Below are 18356 nucleotides of genomic sequence, written 5' to 3' on the forward strand. Positions count from 1 at the left end.
TTGAAGTACCGGCGCCCTGCGCGCCCCACCACTCCTGCGCTTATAAGGACATATGACCATGAGTTCCACCGGATCGAACGCTGCCGAATCACGGACCGCCCGCATGGAGCGTGCCACCAGTGAGTCGTCAGTGCTCGTGGAGATCAACCTCGACGGCACGGGTGTATCGGACATCGACACGTCTGTCCCGTTCTATGACCACATGCTGACGGCGCTGTGCAAGCACTCGCTCATCGACATGACGGTCAAGGCCACCGGTGACATCCACATTGACGTCCACCACACGGTGGAGGACGTCGCCATCACCTTCGGTGAAGTCCTGCGTACGGCACTGGGCAACAAGGCAGGCATCCGCAGGTTCGGCGAGGCCACCGTGCCCCTCGATGAAGCACTCGCTCACGCCGTGGTGGACGTTTCCGGACGTCCCTACCTCGTGCACGGCGGCGAGCCCGCCGGGCAGGAGTACCACCTGATCGGCGGCCACTTCACCGGGTCACTGACCCGCCACGTCTTCGAGGCCATTACCCTGCACGCCGGCATCTGCCTGCACATGAACGTCATTGCGGGCCGCGACCCCCACCACATCGTCGAAGCCCAGTTCAAGGCCTTCGCCCGCGCCCTGCGCGCCGCCGTCGAACCCGACCCCCGCGTGGAGGGCATCCCCTCCACCAAGGGTGCCCTGTGACCGGCCAGATCCTCCGGGACGGTGCGGTGATCGATCCGTCCACGGGTAAGAAGCCCGTTTCGCCCGAAGGCAAGCCCACCGTCACCGTCCTTGATTATGGCTCAGGCAACGTACGCTCTGCCGTGCGGGCCCTCGAGCGGGCCGGTGCCGAGGTCCTCCTCAGCTCCAAGGCCGAGGATGTCCTCAACGCTGACGGCCTCGTAGTGCCCGGTGTCGGTGCCTTTGAAACCGTTATGCGCGAACTCAAGGCCGTGGACGGAATCCGGCTGATCGGCAGGCGCGTGGCCGGCGGCCGGCCCGTCCTTGCAATCTGCGTGGGCCTGCAGGTGATGTTCGAAGCCGGAGTTGAGCACGGCACGGAAGCTGAAGGCATGGGGGAGTGGCCCGGCAAGGTGGAGCTCCTTCCTGCCGACGTGGTGCCGCATATGGGCTGGAATACTGTGCAGGTTCCGGAGGGCTCAAAGCTGTTCGCGGGCGTCGAGGACCAGCGGTTCTACTTCGTCCACTCCTACGGTGTCCAGGACTGGGACTTCGATGTCATCCAGCCCCGGATGACCGCGCCGCTCGTGACCTGGTCCGAGCATGGCGCCCCCTTTATTGCGGCGGTGGAGAACGGACCGCTCTGCGCCACCCAGTTCCACCCGGAGAAATCCGGCGATGCCGGAGCCCGGCTGCTGCGCAATTGGGTGGACGGCCTTCGCAAGCCGGCCGCCGCGGGTAACGCCTAGATGTGGTCCGTCGTCCTGATGGGCTTGGCCGGACTCCTGGTGGGCGGTGCCTGGGCCTTCAGGCAGCAGCAGAAACCACTGTGGACCCAGATCAGTTTCTGCGTCCTGGCCGTAATGTCGCTTGTCGCCGCATACCTGCTGACCCTCACCGGGGAATAGCCCACACCCGCCAGCCCCGCCTCACCAGCACCCCCACCACCGAACAGGATTTGAGATGACCACCGCAACCGATTTGCCGGTTCTTGAACTGCTGCCCGCCGTCGACGTCGTGAACGGCCAGGCCGTCAGGCTGGTCCAGGGGGAGGCCGGCAGCGAAACAAGCTACGGCACGCCGCTGGAGGCGGCCCTCAACTGGCAGCAGCAGGGCGCCGAATGGGTGCACCTGGTGGACCTGGACGCCGCGTTTGGCCGCGGCTCCAACGCCGAACTTCTCCGGGAAGTAGTGGGCCGGCTGGACATCAAGGTAGAGCTCTCCGGCGGGCTCCGGGACGACGAGTCCCTTGAGGCGGCCCTTGACCTCGGGGTGGCCCGCGTCAACCTTGGGACCGCGGCCCTGGAGAACCCGGAATGGACGCGCAAGGCCATCGACCGCTTTGGCGACAAGATCGCCGTCGGACTTGATGTCCGCGGCACCACCCTGGCCGGCCGGGGCTGGACCAAGGAAGGCGGCGACCTCTGGGAGGTCCTGGGCCGCCTCGAAGAGGCCGGGTGCTCCCGGTACGTTGTCACCGACGTCACGAAGGACGGCACCCTGCAGGGCCCCAACGTGGAACTGCTGCGTCAGATGGTGGAGAAGACCGGCAAGCCGGTGGTCGCCTCCGGCGGTATTTCCAGCCTTGACGATTTGAAGGTGCTCCGGTCGTTGGTGCCGCTGGGTGTTGAAGGCGCGATTGTGGGCAAGGCGCTCTACGCCGGTGCCTTCACGCTGCCCGAAGCCCTCGACGTCGCCGGACGCCGCTAGCCGGACCCGTGGACAGCACGAACAACGCGGACGCCCCCGCCGGGGAGCCGGCCACGCGCCACCTCCCCGGACACATCGCCGCCGCCCTCGCCGGCGCAGGTGGCCCGGCGGATTCGGCCGGACAACCTTGGGAGGGCAGGAGCCTGGCCGGGGATGACGGCAAGATCCACAACTTCGAAGACGACGACGGAACGGCCGACCCCGGCTACCTCACCGCCGTCAGGGCGTTGGTTGACGGCAGCGGCGACGAAGCGGCCGTAGTGGCTTCACTCGCAACCGCCCGGGTCTTTATCCCCATCATCGCCCAGCTCGGCGCGGAGGCGGAGGGTGTGGACGGCCTGACAGCGGACAAGCAGGCCGACATGGCCCTGGTCACCCTGAAGGCCGCCGACGGCCGGACGGCCATGCCCGCCTTCACCTCAGCGGATCACCTGGCCGCCTGGCATCCGGAAGCCCGCCCCGTTGCCGTGTACGCTGCCCGGGCCGCCCTCTCAGCCGTGGCCGAGGGAGCCGAGCTGCTGGTGCTCGATCCCGGATCGGAGATCACCTTGGTGGTCCGGCGGCCGGCCGTCTGGGCGCTGGCACAGCAGCAGGACTGGGTTCCTTCCTACAGCGACGCCGCACTGGCATCCGAAATGGCCGCGGCTGTGGCTGGATTTCGGGCAGTCCGGAACATCGAACTCCTCCCCGGCTCCGGCGTCTCAGCCGTCACCGGCGGGGGAGCCGTGCTCTCCGGCGGTGGCGCCGGACCGGAACTGCAGGTGGTGCTTTACCTCGAGGACGGCCTCGATGCGGCCGCGGTGCAGGATCTGGTGTCCGGACTGCAGGCTGCCTGGTCGCGGAATGTATTGTTTGGGGAGCGTGTCGACTCGATCGAAATCAAGTTGCGGCGCGCAGTTCAGTAGCTGACGGTCAGCGGGGAGGACCCCTCGGGCTGCCCGCGGCAGACCCAAAGGATTTTCCGTGAATTTCGCTCTTTACCGGGAGTTGCTCGCCGTCCAGCCCATCAGGCGGCTCCTGTTCGTGGGTATGGTGGCCCGCATCCCCCACTCGGCCGCGGGAGTCCTGCTGACCCTGCACATCGTCCTTACCCTCGATAAGGGCTATGCCGCCGCCGGTGCAGCCGCGGCAGTGATGACCATCGGCATCGCCGTGGGAGCACCGTGGCGTGGCAGGCGGGTGGACACCGTTGGCCTGCGCAGGGCCCTCATCCCGTCGGTGGTATCCGAAGCGGTGATCTGGTCCGTGGTCCCGCACGTCAGCTATGAATGGCTACTGCCGCTGGTCTTTATCGGCGGCCTGCTGACCCTCCCGATTTTCAGCGTGATCCGCCAGTCCCTCGGCATCCTTGCGGACGGCGACCAGCGGCGGACCGCTTTTGCGCTGGACTCGATCGCCACCGAGATGGTGTTCATGATCGGGCCTGCAGCCGGAGCCGTCGTGGCCACCAGCGGCTTCACCGTCCTGGGCCTCACCGTGGTGGGCGTCTCCACGTCCCTGGCCGGGCTGTTCCTCATCTGGTTCAACCCGCCCACCCGCAGGGCAACACAAACCGAGGAAGGCGAGGCGGACCAGCGCCACGCGGCCGAAGTCGCAGTTGTTTCCGCGGCTCCGGCCCACCTCCAGGAGGCCGCGGCGGACCTTGTACCCGCCGGTGCCGCCGGTGCCGCCGGGGCCGGAGACGGTCAGGCGGGCCTGCGAGGCAGGGTGGCCCACAACTTTGCGTGGTTCACGGCTACCGTCGCGGCTGTCTTCGCGGTGGCGGCGGGAACGGGCATGGTCCTCAGCGGCACCGACGTCGGGATTGTTGCCGCCCTGGAGACGGGCGGGCACCAAAGCGAAATCGGCATTGTGTTCCTCTTCTGGTGCGCCGCGTCAGTGATCGGCGGACTGGTGTACGGCGCCATGCACCGGCCGGTGTCGCCGATTCTGCTGCTGCTGGGCATGGCTGCCCTGACCATCCCGATGGGTTTCGCTCACGACACCTGGACCCTGGCCTTTGTCTCTATCCTTCCGGGACTCCTGTGCGCACCGGTGCTGTCATCGGCCTCCGAAAAAGTGGCTGACCTGGTGGCTGAGGAGCGCCGCGGCGAGGCGATGGGCTGGTACGGCTCAGCGCTTACCGCGGGCGTGGCGCTCGGGGCGCCCCTTGCGGGCGTCTTCATCGACGGGACAGGACCCTCCGGCGGGTTTGTGGCTGTGGGGGCGGCTGGCGTTGTGCTCTGCCTGGTAGGACTGCTGCTCCAGGCCGTGCGGCGGCGCCGCCGGGTGGGCGTCTGAACACCATTCCTCCCCGTCGATTGCTCCATATCTGCCCTTTAGAACCGTCAAAACGGCGGTTACAGAGCAATCGATGAGAAATGTTGCCGGCGTGCGCGCTGAAGGGGCGTCCCGAAGGTGCGGGGGTCTGCCTTAATAAACGACGACGGCGGGCGGACCGCACTGGTCCGCCCGCCGTCGTCGTCATTAATTTATGGAGTTGCAGGGCCTGTCAGTTGACCGCGCCCGTGTACTTCTCGCCGGGGCCCTTGCCCGGGGCGTCCTGAATGACAGATTCTTCGCGGAAGGCAAGCTGCAGCGACCGCAGGCCGTCGCGCAACGGTCCGGCGTGCTGGGAGCCGATTTCGGGGGCAGCCGCTGTTACCAGGCCGGCGAGGGCGGTGATGAGCTTGCGGGCTTCGTCCAGGTCCTTCAGTTCCTCAGCGTTGTCCTCGGCGGCGAGGCCAAGCTTGACTGCTGCTGCACTCATCAGGTGAACGGCGGCGGTGGTGATGACTTCAATGGCCGGCACCTCGGAGATGTCGCGGATTTGCTGGCTCACATCGGCTTCGGCAGGGGCGGCCTCGAAAACGTGTGAATTGCTGTCTGGGGTACTCATACTGGTAAGCTTGTCACAGACCGACTGAATGTCGTTATTTTGCTATGTTGAAGTCCCGCCGGCGCCACGCTGCGTCGTGAGGGATTTTTTCTGTAGAATGGCATGCAGTTTGCAAGCGGAGTTCTCTCCCACCCGCGTCAGCCGTTTTCCCACCGGAAGTCATTCCAGGGAAGCAAGGTTGCCGGGTAACGGTCGGACAGTTCATCAGGCGTTACGCCCGAGGGACTGCGCACCGCCTCTTTTCAGGGGCCCGTGTATCCGATCATTGAGGCCTTCGATTGCTCCGGCAATTGGGGGCCTTCTCTATTTGCCGGTGGAATACCATTTCAATCACAGGAGCTTTAACATTAGCGAGCCAAGAATCAATGAGCGTATCCGCGTCCCCGAGGTGCGGCTGGTCGGCCCTGCAGGTGAACAGGTAGGAGTCGTCCGTATTGAGGATGCCCTGCGTTTGGCTGCCGAATCCGATCTTGATCTCGTTGAAGTTGCGCCGCAGGCCAAGCCTCCGGTGTGCAAGCTGATGGACTTCGGCAAGTACAAGTACGAGGCCGCAGTCAAGGCACGTGAAGCCCGGAAGAACCAGACCAACACGGTTCTGAAGGAAATCCGCTTCCGTCTGAAGATCGACACCCACGACTACGAGACCAAGCGCGGCCACGCGCTTCGCTTCCTCGGTGCAGGTGACAAGGTCAAGGCCATGATCCAGTTCCGTGGCCGCGAGCAGCAGCGTCCGGAGATGGGCATCCGCCTGCTCCAGCGTTTCGCTGACGACGTCGCCGAGGTGGGCGTTGTTGAGTCCAGCCCGCGCATTGATGGCCGCAACATGGTGATGGTCGTTGGTCCTCTGAAGAACAAGGCTGAGGCCAAGGCTGAGGCGCGCCGCGCATCACAGCGCGCGGAAGCCAAGGCGCAGAACGAAGCCAAGGCTTCGGGCCGCATTGATGTCACCGGTGACGACCAGGCGCCGCTGACCCAGTCGCTGGCTGACCTTCTGCCGGAAGGGTTCGCCATCACCACGGAGCCGGAAACGGCTGCGCCGGAGGCTGAGGCCACTGAGACGGAGGCTCCGGAGACGGCAGCGCCCGTCACGGCTGAAGCAGCCGAGGCACCCGTTGCTGCTCCTGCCGCCGAAGCCCCTGCAAAGGAAGCTCCCGTCAAGGCAGCCCCTGAAAAGGAAGCTGCTGCCAAGGAAACTCCGGCGAAGGAAGCCGCTGCAGAGGAGGCGCCCAAGCAGGCTGCCCCGAAGACCGCTGCTCCCAAGCGGGAGGCCCCCAAGGCAGCCCCGGCGCCCGCCAAGGCACCCGAGGCCAAGCCCGCTGAAGCAGTCAAGGCAGCCGCTCCGGCCCCGGCTCCGGCAGCTCCGAGGCCGCCGGTACCGATGCCCAAGCCGGTAGCCCGGCCTGCGGCTCCGAAGCCTGCTGCGAGGCCTGCCCCCAAGGCAGCTCCGAAGCCGGCCGGCAAAAAGACTACCTAGTTCAAAACTGCGGAAGGTTTCCTCCCGCAGTACGCAACCAGCATGCCGCCTGCAGGGGTGGCTGCTCGAAAGAACTGCAGACAATGTCTGTGGACACGTAAGGAGATCGGTTCCCATGCCGAAGATGAAGACCCACAGTGGTGCTAAGAAGCGCTTCAAGCTGACCGGTAGTGGCAAGCTGCGCCGCCAGCAGGCCAACCGCCGCCACTACCTGGAGCACAAGTCCTCCAGGCTGACCCGTCGTCTCGCCGGCGACAAGATCGTCTTCAAGGGTGACGCAAAGGTCATCCGGAAGATGCTCGGCATCTAAGTTCCAAGTTCTCTGACTGATGCCACCTGGCAGCAGTCAACTACCAAAAGGCTTCTCAGGCCAGCCGGTTTTCCGGCAGTAGATGCTTGGGATCAGATTTTCGAAGGAGTACGCACGTGGCACGTGTGAAGAGGGCGGTCAACGCCCACAAGAAGCGCCGGGTTATCCTTGAACGCGCAAAGGGCTACCGTGGACAGCGTTCACGCCTTTACCGCAAGGCCAAAGAGCAGCTGCTGCACTCGTTTGTGTACAGCTACGGCGACCGCAAAAAGAAGAAGGGCGACTTCCGCCGCCTGTGGATCCAGCGCATCAACGCTGCATCCCGCGCCAACGGCCTCACCTACAACCGCCTGATCCAGGGCCTGAAGGCCGCTGAGGTCGAGGTTGACCGCCGTATGCTGGCCGAGCTGGCCGTCTCCGACGCCAACGCTTTCGCCGCACTGGTGAAGATCGCCAAGGACTCCCTGCCTGCTGACACGTCGGCTCCGGCTGCTAAGTAGCATCTGAAGGCAGTTCGAGGACTGGTGGCTGAAGCCACTAAGGTTCTTATATGAACGAAACCGGGCGCCCGCAAGATTTGCCACTTTCCAATCCCCGAGCTGATCGGGTGAGGAAGGTGGCGCAACTTGCCGGGCGCCCGGCCCGTTTAAAGCGCAGCGAGTTTCTCGCGGAGGGTCCGCAGGCTGTCCGTGAGGCCCTGACGCTGCACCAGAAAAGGGTGGCTGCCGGCCAGCCCGGCGTCGTTTATGAGGTTTACGCGAGCGAGGCGTGCCTCGACCGGCACCCGGACCTGGAGTCCCTCGCCGAGGGCATCGACGCTTACCTCACCACTGACGAGGTGCTCGCCGCGATGGCGGACACGGTCACCCCACAGGGCATTCTCGCGGTCTGCGGCTTCCTGGACGTGAGCCTTGAGCAGGTACTCGACGCCCGCCCGCGGCTGCTGGCCGTGCTGTGCCAGGTCCGGGACCCCGGCAACGCCGGCACCGTGCTCCGGGCAGCTGACGCGGCCGGGGCGGACGCCGTCATCCTGACCGCATCCAGCGTTGATATCTATAACCCTAAGGCGGTCCGTTCCACGGCCGGTTCCCTGTTCCACCTGCCGGTGGTCCTGGGCGCCGATATTGAGGCAGTGGCAGCCGCCTGCCGGGCACGGGGGATTGGAATACTTGCCGCCGACGGCGAGGGTGACGTCAATCTGGACACGCTCCAGGACGAAAACGCCGCACGTCGCATAGCGTCCTCCGCCGTCGAATCGGTCTTTGAGTTGGAGGCGCCAACCGCGTGGCTCTTCGGGAACGAAGCGCAGGGGCTGTCAGAGGCCGAACTCGCCCTGGCCGACCATCGGGTGGCTGTGCCTGTCTATGGAGCCGCGGAAAGCCTCAACCTCGGTACAGCGGCAACCGTGTGCCTCTACGCCAGCGCCCGGTCGCAGCAGGAGTCCGCTGCACTGTCCCAGCAGGAACGGGCCCGGTAGCACGACGGCTGGCTCATGCCGGAACAACGCAAAAAGGCAGGGCCCCGGTTACTCCGGGGCCCTTGCTGTATGAATCAGATGAGATGAGAGGTAATCAGGGTGCGCGGGTTGACCCGCGGCGTCCGGTGATGGCGCCATAGACGCCGGCAACTACCAGGCCGCCTACGATGGCGAGGATCCAGGTACCCAGATCAAAGAAGGCAAGGTCGCCCCTGCCGAACAGGAGGCTGCCAATCCAGCCGCCTACAATCGCGCCGACTACGCCCAGCACGAGGCTCGTTACCCAGCCGCCGCCGACCTTGCCGGGCATAACGGCCTTCACGATGGCCCCCACTATGAGGCCGAGAATAATCCAAGCAAGAAAACCCATGTCTCCTCCTTCATATTCGTCGGGATTTAATTGTCCCGATTAGTGTTCAAGCTAACATAAGGGCGCTTCATTGTCAGCAGGCTTAGTGCCTGTCGCAGGTGTGTCTTATCGGCCCGAAAGGTACGGTATTTGTGGGCGGAACCCCAGCCGGCGCCGCGGAATATTCATGCTCGTTTCCGTAACCCTGAAGAGGAGAAGCCCCCGTGGCTGCAAGTGGCGGTACCAAGGCGATCGTTGCGGCCCTTGCCGCAAACCTGACCATCGCCGTCCTCAAGTTCGTTGCATTTTTCCTCACGGCCTCCTCGTCCATGCTGGCCGAAGCCATCCACTCTGTTGCCGACTCAGGCAACCAGCTGCTGCTGCTGATCGGCGGGAAAAGTGCCCGCAAGGCTGCCAGCGCCAAACACCCCTTCGGGTATGGCCGTGAACGCTACATCTACGCCTTCATCGTCTCTATTGTGCTTTTCAGTGTGGGCGGGCTGTTCGCGCTTTTCGAAGCGTGGGAAAAGTTGCAGCACCCGCACGCCATTGAAGGTGACTTCTGGTGGGTTCCGCTGGCCGTCCTGTTCGGGGCCATCGTGGCGGAATCCTTCTCGTTCCGGACAGCGATCATCGAGTCCAACCACGTTCGCGGTAAGCAGGGTTGGGTGAGTTTTGTGCGGACCGCCAAGCAGCCTGAGCTGCCAGTGATCCTGCTGGAGGACCTCGGTGCGCTTCTCGGCCTGGTCTTTGCGCTCGTCGGCGTGAGCATGACCCTCATTACCGGCGATGGGCTCTGGGATGCCGCAGGCACAGCCATGATCGGCCTGCTGCTGGTGGCCATCGCGGTGGTGCTGGCCATCGAAACCAAATCCTTGCTGCTTGGCGAGTCCGCCACGCGCGATGACGTCGTCCGGATCAGCGCGGCCATCGAAGCGGGGGGACACAACCGCATCATCCACCTCAAGACCCTCCACCTCGGACCGGAAGAGCTGCTGGTGGCGGCGAAGATCTCCGTCGGGGCCGCGGACAGTGGTAAGGACATCGCGGCGGCGATTGACGGCGCCGAGTCCAGGATTCGTGAGGCTGTCCCTATTGCCCGCGTCATCTACCTCGAACCGGATTTGCACCGTGACGGCGTCCCGGGACCCGGCCAGGTATCAGCGGATTAGGCGCCGCAGGACTCACCACCTGATTGCCTTCGCGGGCCGGTTGACCCCGGTGAGCCGCTGGCTGCCCGTTCCCTTGGATCAGGCGGCCAGCGGTTTTTTGCGTTCCAGCAGGCCGCTGGCCACCGCCACTGCGAGCCCCAGGATGGCCAGTACAGCCCCCACGAGCGCGGGCGCGACGAAGCCCCATCCCCAGGCGATGACCAGCCCGCCCAGGAAGGCGCCCAAAGCGTTGGCAACATTGAGCGCCGCGTGGTTGAGCGAGGAAGCCAGGGAAGGGGCATCCGGGGACGCGTCCAAAAGGCGGGTCTGCAGGGCAGGGATAAGCATGGAGCCGGACGCTCCCACCACAAAGACCATCACGAAGGCTGACCACGGCCAGTGCACTGCAACGGCGTAAACCACCAGTGCGACAGCGATGCCGGGCAGGACCCAGTAGAGGGTCCCCATGACGGATTTGTCAGCAAGCCTGCCGCCCACCACAGTTCCGGCAACCATGCCCAGCCCGTACAGCGCCACCACAATAGGCAGCAGTGTTGCGGGAATGCCGGCCACCAGCGTCATGGTGTGGGCGATGTAGGTGTAAGTCGCGAAGAAGCCGCCAAAGCCCACGATGCCGATGAGGATGGCCAGCCAGACCTGCAGCCGTTTGAGGGCACCGAGCTCGCGGCGGATGCTCGCGTCAGGATGGGGTGCCTGGTAGGGAACGTACTTCCAGAGGAGGATTAAGGTCAGCACGCCGATGCCGCCGACGAGGACGAAGAGGAGCCGCCAGCCGAATGTCTGGCCCACCCAAGTGGCTGCTGGAACGCCGATGACGTTGGAAACCGACAGGCCTGCCATCACCATGGAGATGGCCCACCCCCGCCGGCTGGGAGAAACCAGGGACGCGGCGATCACTGCCGCGACGCCGAAGAACGCGCCGTGCGGCAGGCCGGCCGCGAACCGGGAAAACAGCATGCTGCCATAGTCGGGAGCAAGGTAGGAGGTCAGGTTTGCCAGCGTGAAGAACAGCATCAGGCCGAGCGCGAGGTGCTTGCGCGGCAGCTTGGCTCCCACTGCGGCGAGCAACGGTGCGCCCACCACCACTCCCAAGGCGTACGCGGAAATCAGGTGCCCCGCTTCCGGCGTGCTGATGTTGAGTCCCTGCTCCACTTCCTTGAGCAGGCCCATCATGGTGAATTCCGTGACTCCGATTCCGACGCCGCCCATGGCCAACGCGAAAATTGCCGCACCGATGTTGGGAGTCTTCACTGTGGGAGTAGTGGGGGTTCGGGTGATGCTGCTCATGTGCCTGCTTTTCAAGGAAGATGCCGGGATGGTGCCGGGGGAGGGGCTGCCGGAGCCACTGTACGGAACCCCCAAAAGGGCGCACGTATTCCAGTCCGGACGGCGGGGAAGGCCTGCCGTCCATTGTCCCCCATTGCGAAGGGCCCGCACCAAGTCCCGGGTCCACCCGGAGACCGGCGCTTCCCCGCCCGACAGGCCGCCCTCATAGACTGGGGCGGTGAGTGAACAAATACAGGTAGTTGGCGCAGCAATACTCGACTCGCTGGAATACCCGGCCCGCATGTTGGTGGCACGGCGGACGGCTCCCGAGCAATTTGCCGGACTATGGGAATTTCCCGGCGGGAAAGTGGATGCCGGCGAAGAGTGCGAGGCCGCGCTGCACCGCGAACTCAAAGAAGAACTCGGGGTCACAGTCCGGCTGGGGCCGGAGTTGCCGGCAGGGGAGCCCGCCGGGTGGCGGCTGAACCACCGGGCCAGCATGCGGGTTTGGCTGGCCGAAATCACGGATGGGGTGCCGCGGCCACTCGAGGACCACGACGAACTGCGCTGGGTGGACCTGTCCGACCATCATGCGGTGCTGGGTCTCTCCTGGATTCCTGCCGATTTCCCGATTGTCCAGGCTCTGCTGCACTCGCTCAGGTCACAGGTACTGCGCTCCGGCACTTCCTGAACCATCATGCCGCGCCGCCGCCAGGGCCGTTGCGCCGCGAGAGTAGTGCATCCCAAGCCTCCAGCAGCTGAGCGAGCCCTGAAGTTTCGGATCAGAACAAGGTTGGCTGGCGAGGTGCCGGTGCCTCGGTGCCATGCCGGCCGTCCCGGCCTGGTGACCCGGAGACAGGCAGGATGCCCTCCGGGTACTGTGCTTCTTCGGCACGGGGATCGTCCTCAAGATCGCGGTGGCTGAAGCCGTGGCCGCTGGTGAAGCCGTGCCGCTGCTTGAAGTAGCGGACTTTTGCCGCGAGCCAGGTGCGGTATTCCTTGGAGGCATATGATCCCGTGCCGTAGAGGTTGCTGTAGCGGCCGGCGAGCTCAGGGTGGTGCTTGGCGATCCACTGCATAAACCATTCCCGTGTGCCTGGCTTCAGGTAGAGCGCACCGGCCGTCACTCCCGTGGCACCAGCTGCGGCCAGTGAGCCGAAGAGGGCATCGAGCGCTTCATCGCTGTCGGAGAGCCACGGCAGAATGGGCATGGCCATCACGCCGCAGGGGAGCCCGGCGTCGCGCAGGCGGGAGACCAGCTTCAGCCTGGCCCTGGGCCCGGGGGTTCCGGGCTCCACCGCTTCGGATAGTGCCTTGTCCGTCATGGCGATCGAGATGCCAACGCCCACCGGAACCTGGGCGGCTGCGCGTTTCAGTAGGGGAATGTCCCTCGCCAGCAGCGTCCCCTTCGTGAGGATGGACAGGGGTGTTCCCGAGTCTGCCAGCGCCGTGATGATTCCCGGCATCAATTTGTAGCGGCCCTCGGCCCGCTGGTACGGATCTGTATTGGTGCCCAGCGCCACCTGGTGCCGGCCCCACGACGGCTTGGCGAGCTCTTTCCGGAGTACGTCGGCCGCGTTGACCTTCACGACCACCTGGCTGTCGAAATCGAGTCCGGCGTCGAAGTCCAGGTATGTGTGGCTCTTGCGGGCAAAACAGTAGACGCAGGCGTGGCTGCAGCCGCGGTAGGGGTTCACTGTCCATTCGAATGGCATTCGTGAACCGGCGACCACCTTGTTGAGCACCGATTTGGCGGTGACCTCATGGAAGGTGATGCCGGCGAATTCGGGAGTGGTGACGGAGCGGACCAGACCGGCGAGGGGTAGTAACGCGGGTGATGCAACGCTTCCGGCGTCGTCGGCAGGCCGCTGCAGCAGTGCTTGTGCATCCCATCTCATGCCCTCTATTCGAAGATATGTTCGAACTTAAGTCAAGGACCGGCGCGGTATGGTGAGCCGAAAGTTAGTGGATCCGTTCGAATCAGCCGCCCTGTTGCGATGGTGCGGAGAGTGAATCGATGAGCCGGAGTCCCTGGAGGCCCCACTCGATCTCCGTCTCCGCCCGGGCAATCAGGCCCTCATAGGTGAAGATTTTGTATTCCAGGGTGCGTCGGCGGTCCTCCTCGGCGGTTGCAGCCAGCCGCTTATTCAGCATCTCGTTGGTGGCACCGCGCAACCCTGCGATCATCTCGGTCCACTGGGCGCGCCGCATCGTGTGGTAATCGATGTGGGCCTGCATGTGCTGCCTGGCCGCGCTCGGCTCGGCCCACTCAAGGTAGGCGGCCTTCAGGTGGACCGGATCGCGCTCGCGGGAGTACTCCAATGGCGTGTTCATCCACTGCCGAAAAGCAGCCCTGCCTTCGGGGGTGATGCGGTACCGCGTCTTTTTACCGTTGGGTCCCCAGGAAATTTCCTCCGCCGCGAGGAGTGACTCCTTCGCCATTTTCCGCAGTTCGGGGTAGATCTGCGAGTCCGGCGCATGCCAGACGAAGGCTACGGAGGACTCGAACCGCTTGGCCAGGTCGTATCCGGTCATCGGCTCGACTGTGAGCAATGCCAAAAGCGCGTAGCGAAGACTCATGAGGAATTCCTTTCGGGGTCTTGTCAACTAACTATATCTATAGATAGTGTGTGACCCAAGCCACCACCTATGTACATAGTTAGTTGGTCCGGCAGGAACCGTTGATTCACCTTGGACGCAGCCTTCCTACCTACGCTGCCCAGCCCCCCGAAAGAGGTCAAAGATGACTGTGCTCCAATCCGCTCGTTCCACCACGAATAAGGTCCTGGGCTATCCGTTGAACGCCTGGTATGTCGCGGCGTGGGACCACGAGGTGACCCGGAAGCCCATGGCCCGCCGGATCGCTGACCGCCCCCTTGCTCTCTACCGCACCGAGGACGGCAAGGCCGTTGCTTTGGCGGACGCGTGCTGGCACCGCCTGGCGCCGTTGTCCATGGGCAAGACCGTTGGCAAGGACGGGATCCAGTGCCCGTACCACGGCATCGTTTACAACTCCGCGGGCCGTTGTGCGTCCATGCCGGCGCAGGAAAGCATCAACCCCTCCGCCACTGTCCCGTCCTTCCCGGTGGTTGAGCGCAATCGGTTTGTCTGGGTTTGGTTGGGCGATGCGACCAAGGCGGACCCCGACCTGGTGCCGGACATGCACCAAATGGACAGCCCGGACTGGGCAGGTGACGGTGAGACGATTTTCGCTCCGTGCAATTACCAGCTGGTCCTGGACAACCTGATGGACCTTACCCACGAGGAATTTGTTCACGCCTCCAGCATCGGCCAGGAAGAGCTCAGCGAATCCGAATTTGTGGTCACGCATGACGACCGGACGGTTACTGTGTCGCGGTGGATGCTCAACATCGATGCGCCGCCGTTCTGGCTCAAGAACCTGCGGGACAGGTTCCCCGGCTTCGAAGGCAAGGTGGACCGCTGGCAGATCATCCGCTTTGAGGCGCCCTCGACTATCCGCATTGACGTCGGCGTTGCCAAGGCGGGCACAGGCGCCCCGGAGGGCGACCGCAGCCAGGGCGTCAACGGTTATGTCATGAACACGATCAGTCCGGAAACCGCGAAATCCTGCCACTACTTCTGGGCCTTCATGCGCAACTATTGCCTGGACAGCCAGCTCCTCACCACGCAACTTCGCAACGGCGTCCATGGTGTGTTCGGTGAGGATGAAGCCATGCTGAAGGCTCAGCAGGAGGCCATTGACGCCAATCCTGACTACGAGTTCTACAGCTTGAATATTGACGCCGGCGGCATGTGGGTCCGCCGGATGATCGAGCGGATGCTCCAGGCAGAGGGCCGCCTGGCGGCGGCGCTCTGAGCGGCCAGGGACTACAAGGGTAAAAACAAATGGCCGCAACCAACAACGAAGTATGGCAGTCCGCAACAGTCGTGGCTGTCTCCGACGTGGCCACAGGCATCCGGCGCATCGAACTGGCACAGTCAGTGCCGAAGCACGCGGAGCCCGGATCACACGTCGACGTCACGGTCACCATCAACGGCCAGCAGGAGAAACGCTCCTACTCAGTTGTTGAATCCATCGACGACGGAAACACCCTCGCCATCAGCGTCTTCAAGGCTCCCGTTTCGCGGGGCGGATCCGCCTTTATGCACACGCTCAAGCCAGGTGACATGCTGCGCATCACCCAACCGCTGCAGAATTTTCCATTGCGAATCGGGGCCGGGCGTTACGTCCTGCTGGCCGGTGGCATCGGCATCACAGCGATCATGCACATGGCCGCCGTGCTTCGCAATGTCAAGGCGGACTACACCCTGGTCTACGCCGGCCGGACAGCACCCGCGATGGCCTACCTGCAGGATTTGCAGGACCTCCACGGGGACCGGTTGCAGATCCACGTCGATGACGACGGCGGCACCCTGGACGTCACCGCCATGGTCGGTGGCCTCGACATGGAAACAGAACTGTACATGTGCGGGCCCATCCGACTGATGGATGCTGTGCGCCGCGCTTGGGCCGAACGGGAACTCGACCTGCCGAACCTGCGGTACGAAACGTTTGGCAATTCCGGGTGGTACGACCCGGAGGAGTTTGTAGTCCGCATCCCGCGGCTGGGAGTTGAGGCGAAAGTGGGGCAGGGCCGCTCCATGCTCGAGGCGCTCGAGGATGCCGGGGTGGACATGATGTTCGACTGCCGCAAGGGCGAATGCGGCCTCTGTGAGGTTCGCATCCTGGATGTGAAGGGCGCGGTTGACCATCGCGACGTCTTCTACAGCGAACGCCAGCAACATGCTGCCCGCAAAATGTGCTGCTGTGTCTCCCGGGCCGTCACCTCTGCCACCGGCTCCCGCGTAGACGCTGCAGCCTCCGGGTCATTGGCGGTCGTCACGATCGACGTGTCCTGACCACGCCTGCGTCAACACCCTGTGCATCAACTCAGACGGGATGCGGACATCTCCGCTGTCCCTCAACAGACTTAGCTCCCGCCAGGGGCTCCTGACTCTTCAAGGAATACACAATGGATCTACGCGAACGTATCGACACGTCCCGCATGTCGCCATATCAATGGTCGATCATCGGGATGTGCGTCCTGCTGAATGCCCTGGACGGCTTCGACGTCCTGGCAATGGCTTTCACGGCCAACGGGGTCACCAAGGAATTCGGCCTTACCGGCTCGGAACTGGGGGTCTTGTTGAGCGCGGGCCTCGTCGGCATGGCCATTGGATCCCTCTGCCTCGCCCCAATGGCCGACATCATTGGACGGCGGCCGATGATTCTGGCTGCCGTCGGAGCAGCCGGTGCAGGCATGTTGCTGGCCGCCACGGCCGCAGACATGGTGCAGCTGGGAATCTGGCGCCTTCTGACAGGCCTGGGAGTTGGCTGCATCCTGGCATGCACCAACGTCATCGCCAGCGAATACTCCTCCAAGCAGCGCCGCGGACTGAGCATCGGCATCTATACGGCTGGCTATGGCGTCGGCGCAACCCTCGGAGGCGCTGCAGCTGTTTACCTCCAGAGCCAATACGGCTGGCGTTCCGTGTTTGTTTTTGGCGGGATCAGCACGCTCAGCATTCTGGTACTTTTGCTGTTCGTACTCCCTGAGTCTGTCGATTTCCTCGTGACCAAGAGGCCGCGCAACGTCCTGGACCGCCTCAATCGAATTGCACGCAAAACGGGCCACCCCGGGCTCACGAGCCTGCAGGACGTCATTGCCTCGCCCAGGAAGAAGACCAATCCCATCTCCGACCTCATGTCTCCCGCCAACCGGCGTTCCACGCTGCTGCTGTGGTTGGCCTTCTTCACCACAATGTTCGGCTTCTACTTCGTCAACAGCTGGACTCCCCGGCTCCTGGTCAGCGCCGGCATGACCGAGAGCCAAGGCATTACCGGCGGGTTGATGCTCACCTTGGGCGGAATATTCGGAGCTGTCCTGTACGGCATGGTAGCCACCAGGTGGAACAGCAAGATTGTCCTTGTGGTCTTCACCGTACTCTCGGCCATTATGATGGCCGTCTTTATTTCCGCCGCCTCTGTGCTCATGCTCGCCTTTGGCGCAGGCGTACTCGTGGGTGTGCTGATCAACGGCTGCATCGCCGGACTCTACACACTCGCTCCTTCCCTTTACCCGGCGTCCGTCCGCAGCACGGGCGTCGGCTGGGGCATCGGCATCGGCATCGGACGCATCGGGGCTATCATTGCCCCGCTGATTACCGGCGCCCTCCTCGACGCGTCGTGGTCCGCCGTGCAGCTCTACCTTGCGGTGGGTGCAGTAGTAGTTATCAGCGCCGTCGCTGTTGGAATGATCCGGTCCAAAGAGCCAGTCACGAAGGACGCGTCAGTGGAGGAACTCAGCGGAGTCTGACCCGCATCTGCCGGCTGCATTGGCTCTCGATGGCTCCTTTGCGTCGAGAGCCAGTGCAGTCCCGGACGGCAATCAGGGCTGCAGCTCCCACACCACGGTGACGCTCGCGCCGAGGCTCGCGTGGCCCGCCTCGACACTGATGGCGTCCGTGGCCACGGCCCGCTCGAGCCTGGCCACAGGAATCGGCCCGGACGGGAGAGGCTGCTCTGCAACGGACACCACCGCGCCAAGCCTGGCTGACGCCAGGGAAGCAAACTGTTCGGCCGCAGCGGCGGCATCCTGCCACGCAGCTTCCCGGGCCCGGGCCATCACAGCGGATTCATCCGCGAAGCCGAGCTCCAGCCCGTTCAGCCGGACATCGTCACCGCCGGCCTCAACCACGGCCGCGATGACGGTGGAGGCCGAGGCCATCTGTCGGACGCGAACGGTGAGTACGCTGGACGCCACGTACCCGGCAACGTGCTGGCCCTCGCCGTCGCGCCAGACGAGCTCCGGCCGGACGTTAAGCCCGGAGGTCCGGATATCCGTGTCGGCTAGGCCGTGCTGCCGCAGCGCACCGGACACTGCGGCGGACGTGGTTCCCGCATCAGCGTAGGCAGCACCCACGCTGGCCCGGCGGCATTCGACGCCCACAGAAACAGTGAGCAAGTCGGGCGGCGCCTCGGCCGTTCCCGTTCCCGTCACGGTGATGGTCCTGGTGCTGGATTCGCCTGCCATG

The 18356-nt window shown here is 64.3% G+C and carries 21 protein-coding genes; 15 read left to right on the forward strand and 6 right to left on the reverse strand.

Translation table 11 applies throughout. The features are described from left to right. Positions 1-58: 58 nt before the first annotated feature. From hisB to J2808_RS15140, 6 genes are read left to right on the forward strand one after another with little or no spacing between them, the layout of a single operon-like run. The gene (gene hisB / locus J2808_RS15115) at positions 59-685 is read left to right on the forward strand and encodes an imidazoleglycerol-phosphate dehydratase HisB (RefSeq protein WP_309818161.1); all 627 of its coding nucleotides are present in this window, start codon (positions 59-61) and stop codon (positions 683-685) included. Further along, positions 682-1413 (forward strand): imidazole glycerol phosphate synthase subunit HisH, encoded by a 732-nt coding sequence (gene hisH, locus J2808_RS15120; RefSeq protein ID WP_309818162.1) that lies wholly within the window; start codon positions 682-684, stop codon positions 1411-1413. Before hisB ends, hisH begins: the two co-directional genes overlap by 4 nt. After that, positions 1414-1572 (forward strand): hypothetical protein, encoded by a 159-nt coding sequence (locus J2808_RS15125; protein WP_309818164.1) that lies wholly within the window; start codon positions 1414-1416, stop codon positions 1570-1572. A gap of 55 nt (positions 1573-1627) precedes the next feature. Beyond that, complete coding sequence (gene priA / locus J2808_RS15130) at positions 1628-2374, forward strand: bifunctional 1-(5-phosphoribosyl)-5-((5-phosphoribosylamino)methylideneamino)imidazole-4-carboxamide isomerase/phosphoribosylanthranilate isomerase PriA (RefSeq protein ID WP_309818166.1); 747 nt, start codon at positions 1628-1630, stop codon at positions 2372-2374. A gap of 8 nt (positions 2375-2382) precedes the next feature. Beyond that, a complete protein-coding gene (locus J2808_RS15135) occupies positions 2383-3279 on the forward strand; it encodes an SseB family protein (protein ID WP_309818168.1) in 897 nt (298 codons plus the stop codon). A gap of 58 nt (positions 3280-3337) precedes the next feature. Then, positions 3338-4654, forward strand: coding sequence for an MFS transporter (locus J2808_RS15140; RefSeq protein WP_309818170.1), 1317 nt, complete (start codon positions 3338-3340; stop codon positions 4652-4654). 211 nt (positions 4655-4865) lie between these two features. Here the strand turns inward: J2808_RS15140 and J2808_RS15145 are convergent, their stop codons facing one another. Beyond that, the gene (locus tag J2808_RS15145; RefSeq protein ID WP_309818171.1) at positions 4866-5252 is read right to left on the reverse strand and encodes a DUF1844 domain-containing protein; all 387 of its coding nucleotides are present in this window, start codon (positions 5250-5252) and stop codon (positions 4866-4868) included. Positions 5253-5640: 388 nt separating this feature from the next. Between J2808_RS15145 and infC the strand changes: the two genes are divergently transcribed. From infC to J2808_RS15165, 4 genes are all read left to right on the forward strand, one after another. Further along, a complete protein-coding gene (gene infC / locus J2808_RS15150; RefSeq protein ID WP_397428065.1) occupies positions 5641-6726 on the forward strand; it encodes a translation initiation factor IF-3 in 1086 nt (361 codons plus the stop codon). A 115-nt stretch (positions 6727-6841) separates the two neighbouring features. Beyond that, a complete protein-coding gene (gene rpmI, locus J2808_RS15155; RefSeq protein ID WP_009358635.1) occupies positions 6842-7036 on the forward strand; it encodes a 50S ribosomal protein L35 in 195 nt (64 codons plus the stop codon). Between the two features lie 116 nt (positions 7037-7152). Continuing rightward, positions 7153-7536, forward strand: a complete 384-nt coding sequence (rplT, locus tag J2808_RS15160) for a 50S ribosomal protein L20 (protein WP_164201051.1) — start codon at positions 7153-7155, stop codon at positions 7534-7536. 50 nt (positions 7537-7586) lie between these two features. Beyond that, positions 7587-8513, forward strand: a complete 927-nt coding sequence (locus J2808_RS15165) for a TrmH family RNA methyltransferase (protein ID WP_309818247.1) — start codon at positions 7587-7589, stop codon at positions 8511-8513. Between the two features lie 94 nt (positions 8514-8607). On the opposite strand, the gene J2808_RS15170 is transcribed toward J2808_RS15165, so the two are convergent. Then, positions 8608-8883 (reverse strand): GlsB/YeaQ/YmgE family stress response membrane protein, encoded by a 276-nt coding sequence (locus tag J2808_RS15170; RefSeq protein WP_309818249.1) that lies wholly within the window; start codon positions 8881-8883, stop codon positions 8608-8610. Between the two features lie 203 nt (positions 8884-9086). Here J2808_RS15170 and J2808_RS15175 point away from each other — a divergent pair, with 203 nt between their 5' ends. Further along, positions 9087-10034 carry a cation diffusion facilitator family transporter gene (locus tag J2808_RS15175; protein WP_309818250.1) on the forward strand — a complete coding sequence of 316 codons (948 nt, stop codon included), beginning with the start codon at positions 9087-9089 and terminating at the stop codon, positions 10032-10034. 78 nt (positions 10035-10112) lie between these two features. Here the strand turns inward: J2808_RS15175 and J2808_RS15180 are convergent, their stop codons facing one another. After that, the gene (locus tag J2808_RS15180; protein ID WP_309818252.1) at positions 10113-11321 is read right to left on the reverse strand and encodes an MFS transporter; all 1209 of its coding nucleotides are present in this window, start codon (positions 11319-11321) and stop codon (positions 10113-10115) included. Between the two features lie 217 nt (positions 11322-11538). Between J2808_RS15180 and J2808_RS15185 the strand changes: the two genes are divergently transcribed. Beyond that, positions 11539-11991, forward strand: coding sequence for a (deoxy)nucleoside triphosphate pyrophosphohydrolase (locus tag J2808_RS15185; RefSeq protein ID WP_309818254.1), 453 nt, complete (start codon positions 11539-11541; stop codon positions 11989-11991). 91 nt (positions 11992-12082) lie between these two features. Here the strand turns inward: J2808_RS15185 and J2808_RS15190 are convergent, their stop codons facing one another. Both J2808_RS15190 and J2808_RS15195 read right to left on the reverse strand, forming a co-directional pair. Then, positions 12083-13198, reverse strand: a complete 1116-nt coding sequence (locus tag J2808_RS15190) for an Rv2578c family radical SAM protein (RefSeq protein WP_309818256.1) — start codon at positions 13196-13198, stop codon at positions 12083-12085. Positions 13199-13280: 82 nt separating this feature from the next. Then, the gene (locus tag J2808_RS15195; protein ID WP_309818257.1) at positions 13281-13880 is read right to left on the reverse strand and encodes a PadR family transcriptional regulator; all 600 of its coding nucleotides are present in this window, start codon (positions 13878-13880) and stop codon (positions 13281-13283) included. Positions 13881-14043: 163 nt separating this feature from the next. On the opposite strand from J2808_RS15195, the gene J2808_RS15200 reads away from it, so the two are divergent. The 3 genes from J2808_RS15200 to J2808_RS15210 all read left to right on the forward strand — a co-directional run bounded on the left by J2808_RS15200 (position 14044) and on the right by J2808_RS15210 (position 17638). Beyond that, complete coding sequence (locus J2808_RS15200) at positions 14044-15138, forward strand: aromatic ring-hydroxylating dioxygenase subunit alpha (protein ID WP_309818258.1); 1095 nt, start codon at positions 14044-14046, stop codon at positions 15136-15138. 29 nt (positions 15139-15167) lie between these two features. Beyond that, entirely contained in the window at positions 15168-16181 is a 1014-nt protein-coding gene (locus J2808_RS15205) for a PDR/VanB family oxidoreductase (RefSeq protein WP_309818261.1), read from the forward strand. A gap of 113 nt (positions 16182-16294) precedes the next feature. Beyond that, complete coding sequence (locus J2808_RS15210) at positions 16295-17638, forward strand: MFS transporter (RefSeq protein WP_309818263.1); 1344 nt, start codon at positions 16295-16297, stop codon at positions 17636-17638. Positions 17639-17710: 72 nt separating this feature from the next. Here the strand turns inward: J2808_RS15210 and J2808_RS15215 are convergent, their stop codons facing one another. Continuing rightward, positions 17711-18355, reverse strand: coding sequence for an SIMPL domain-containing protein (locus J2808_RS15215; RefSeq protein ID WP_309818265.1), 645 nt, complete (start codon positions 18353-18355; stop codon positions 17711-17713). Position 18356 lies beyond the last annotated feature (1 nt).

Origin of the sequence: Pseudarthrobacter sulfonivorans (assembly GCF_031454915.1) — a bacterium.
Taxonomy (GTDB): Bacteria; Actinomycetota; Actinomycetes; order Actinomycetales; family Micrococcaceae; genus Arthrobacter; species Arthrobacter sulfonivorans_C.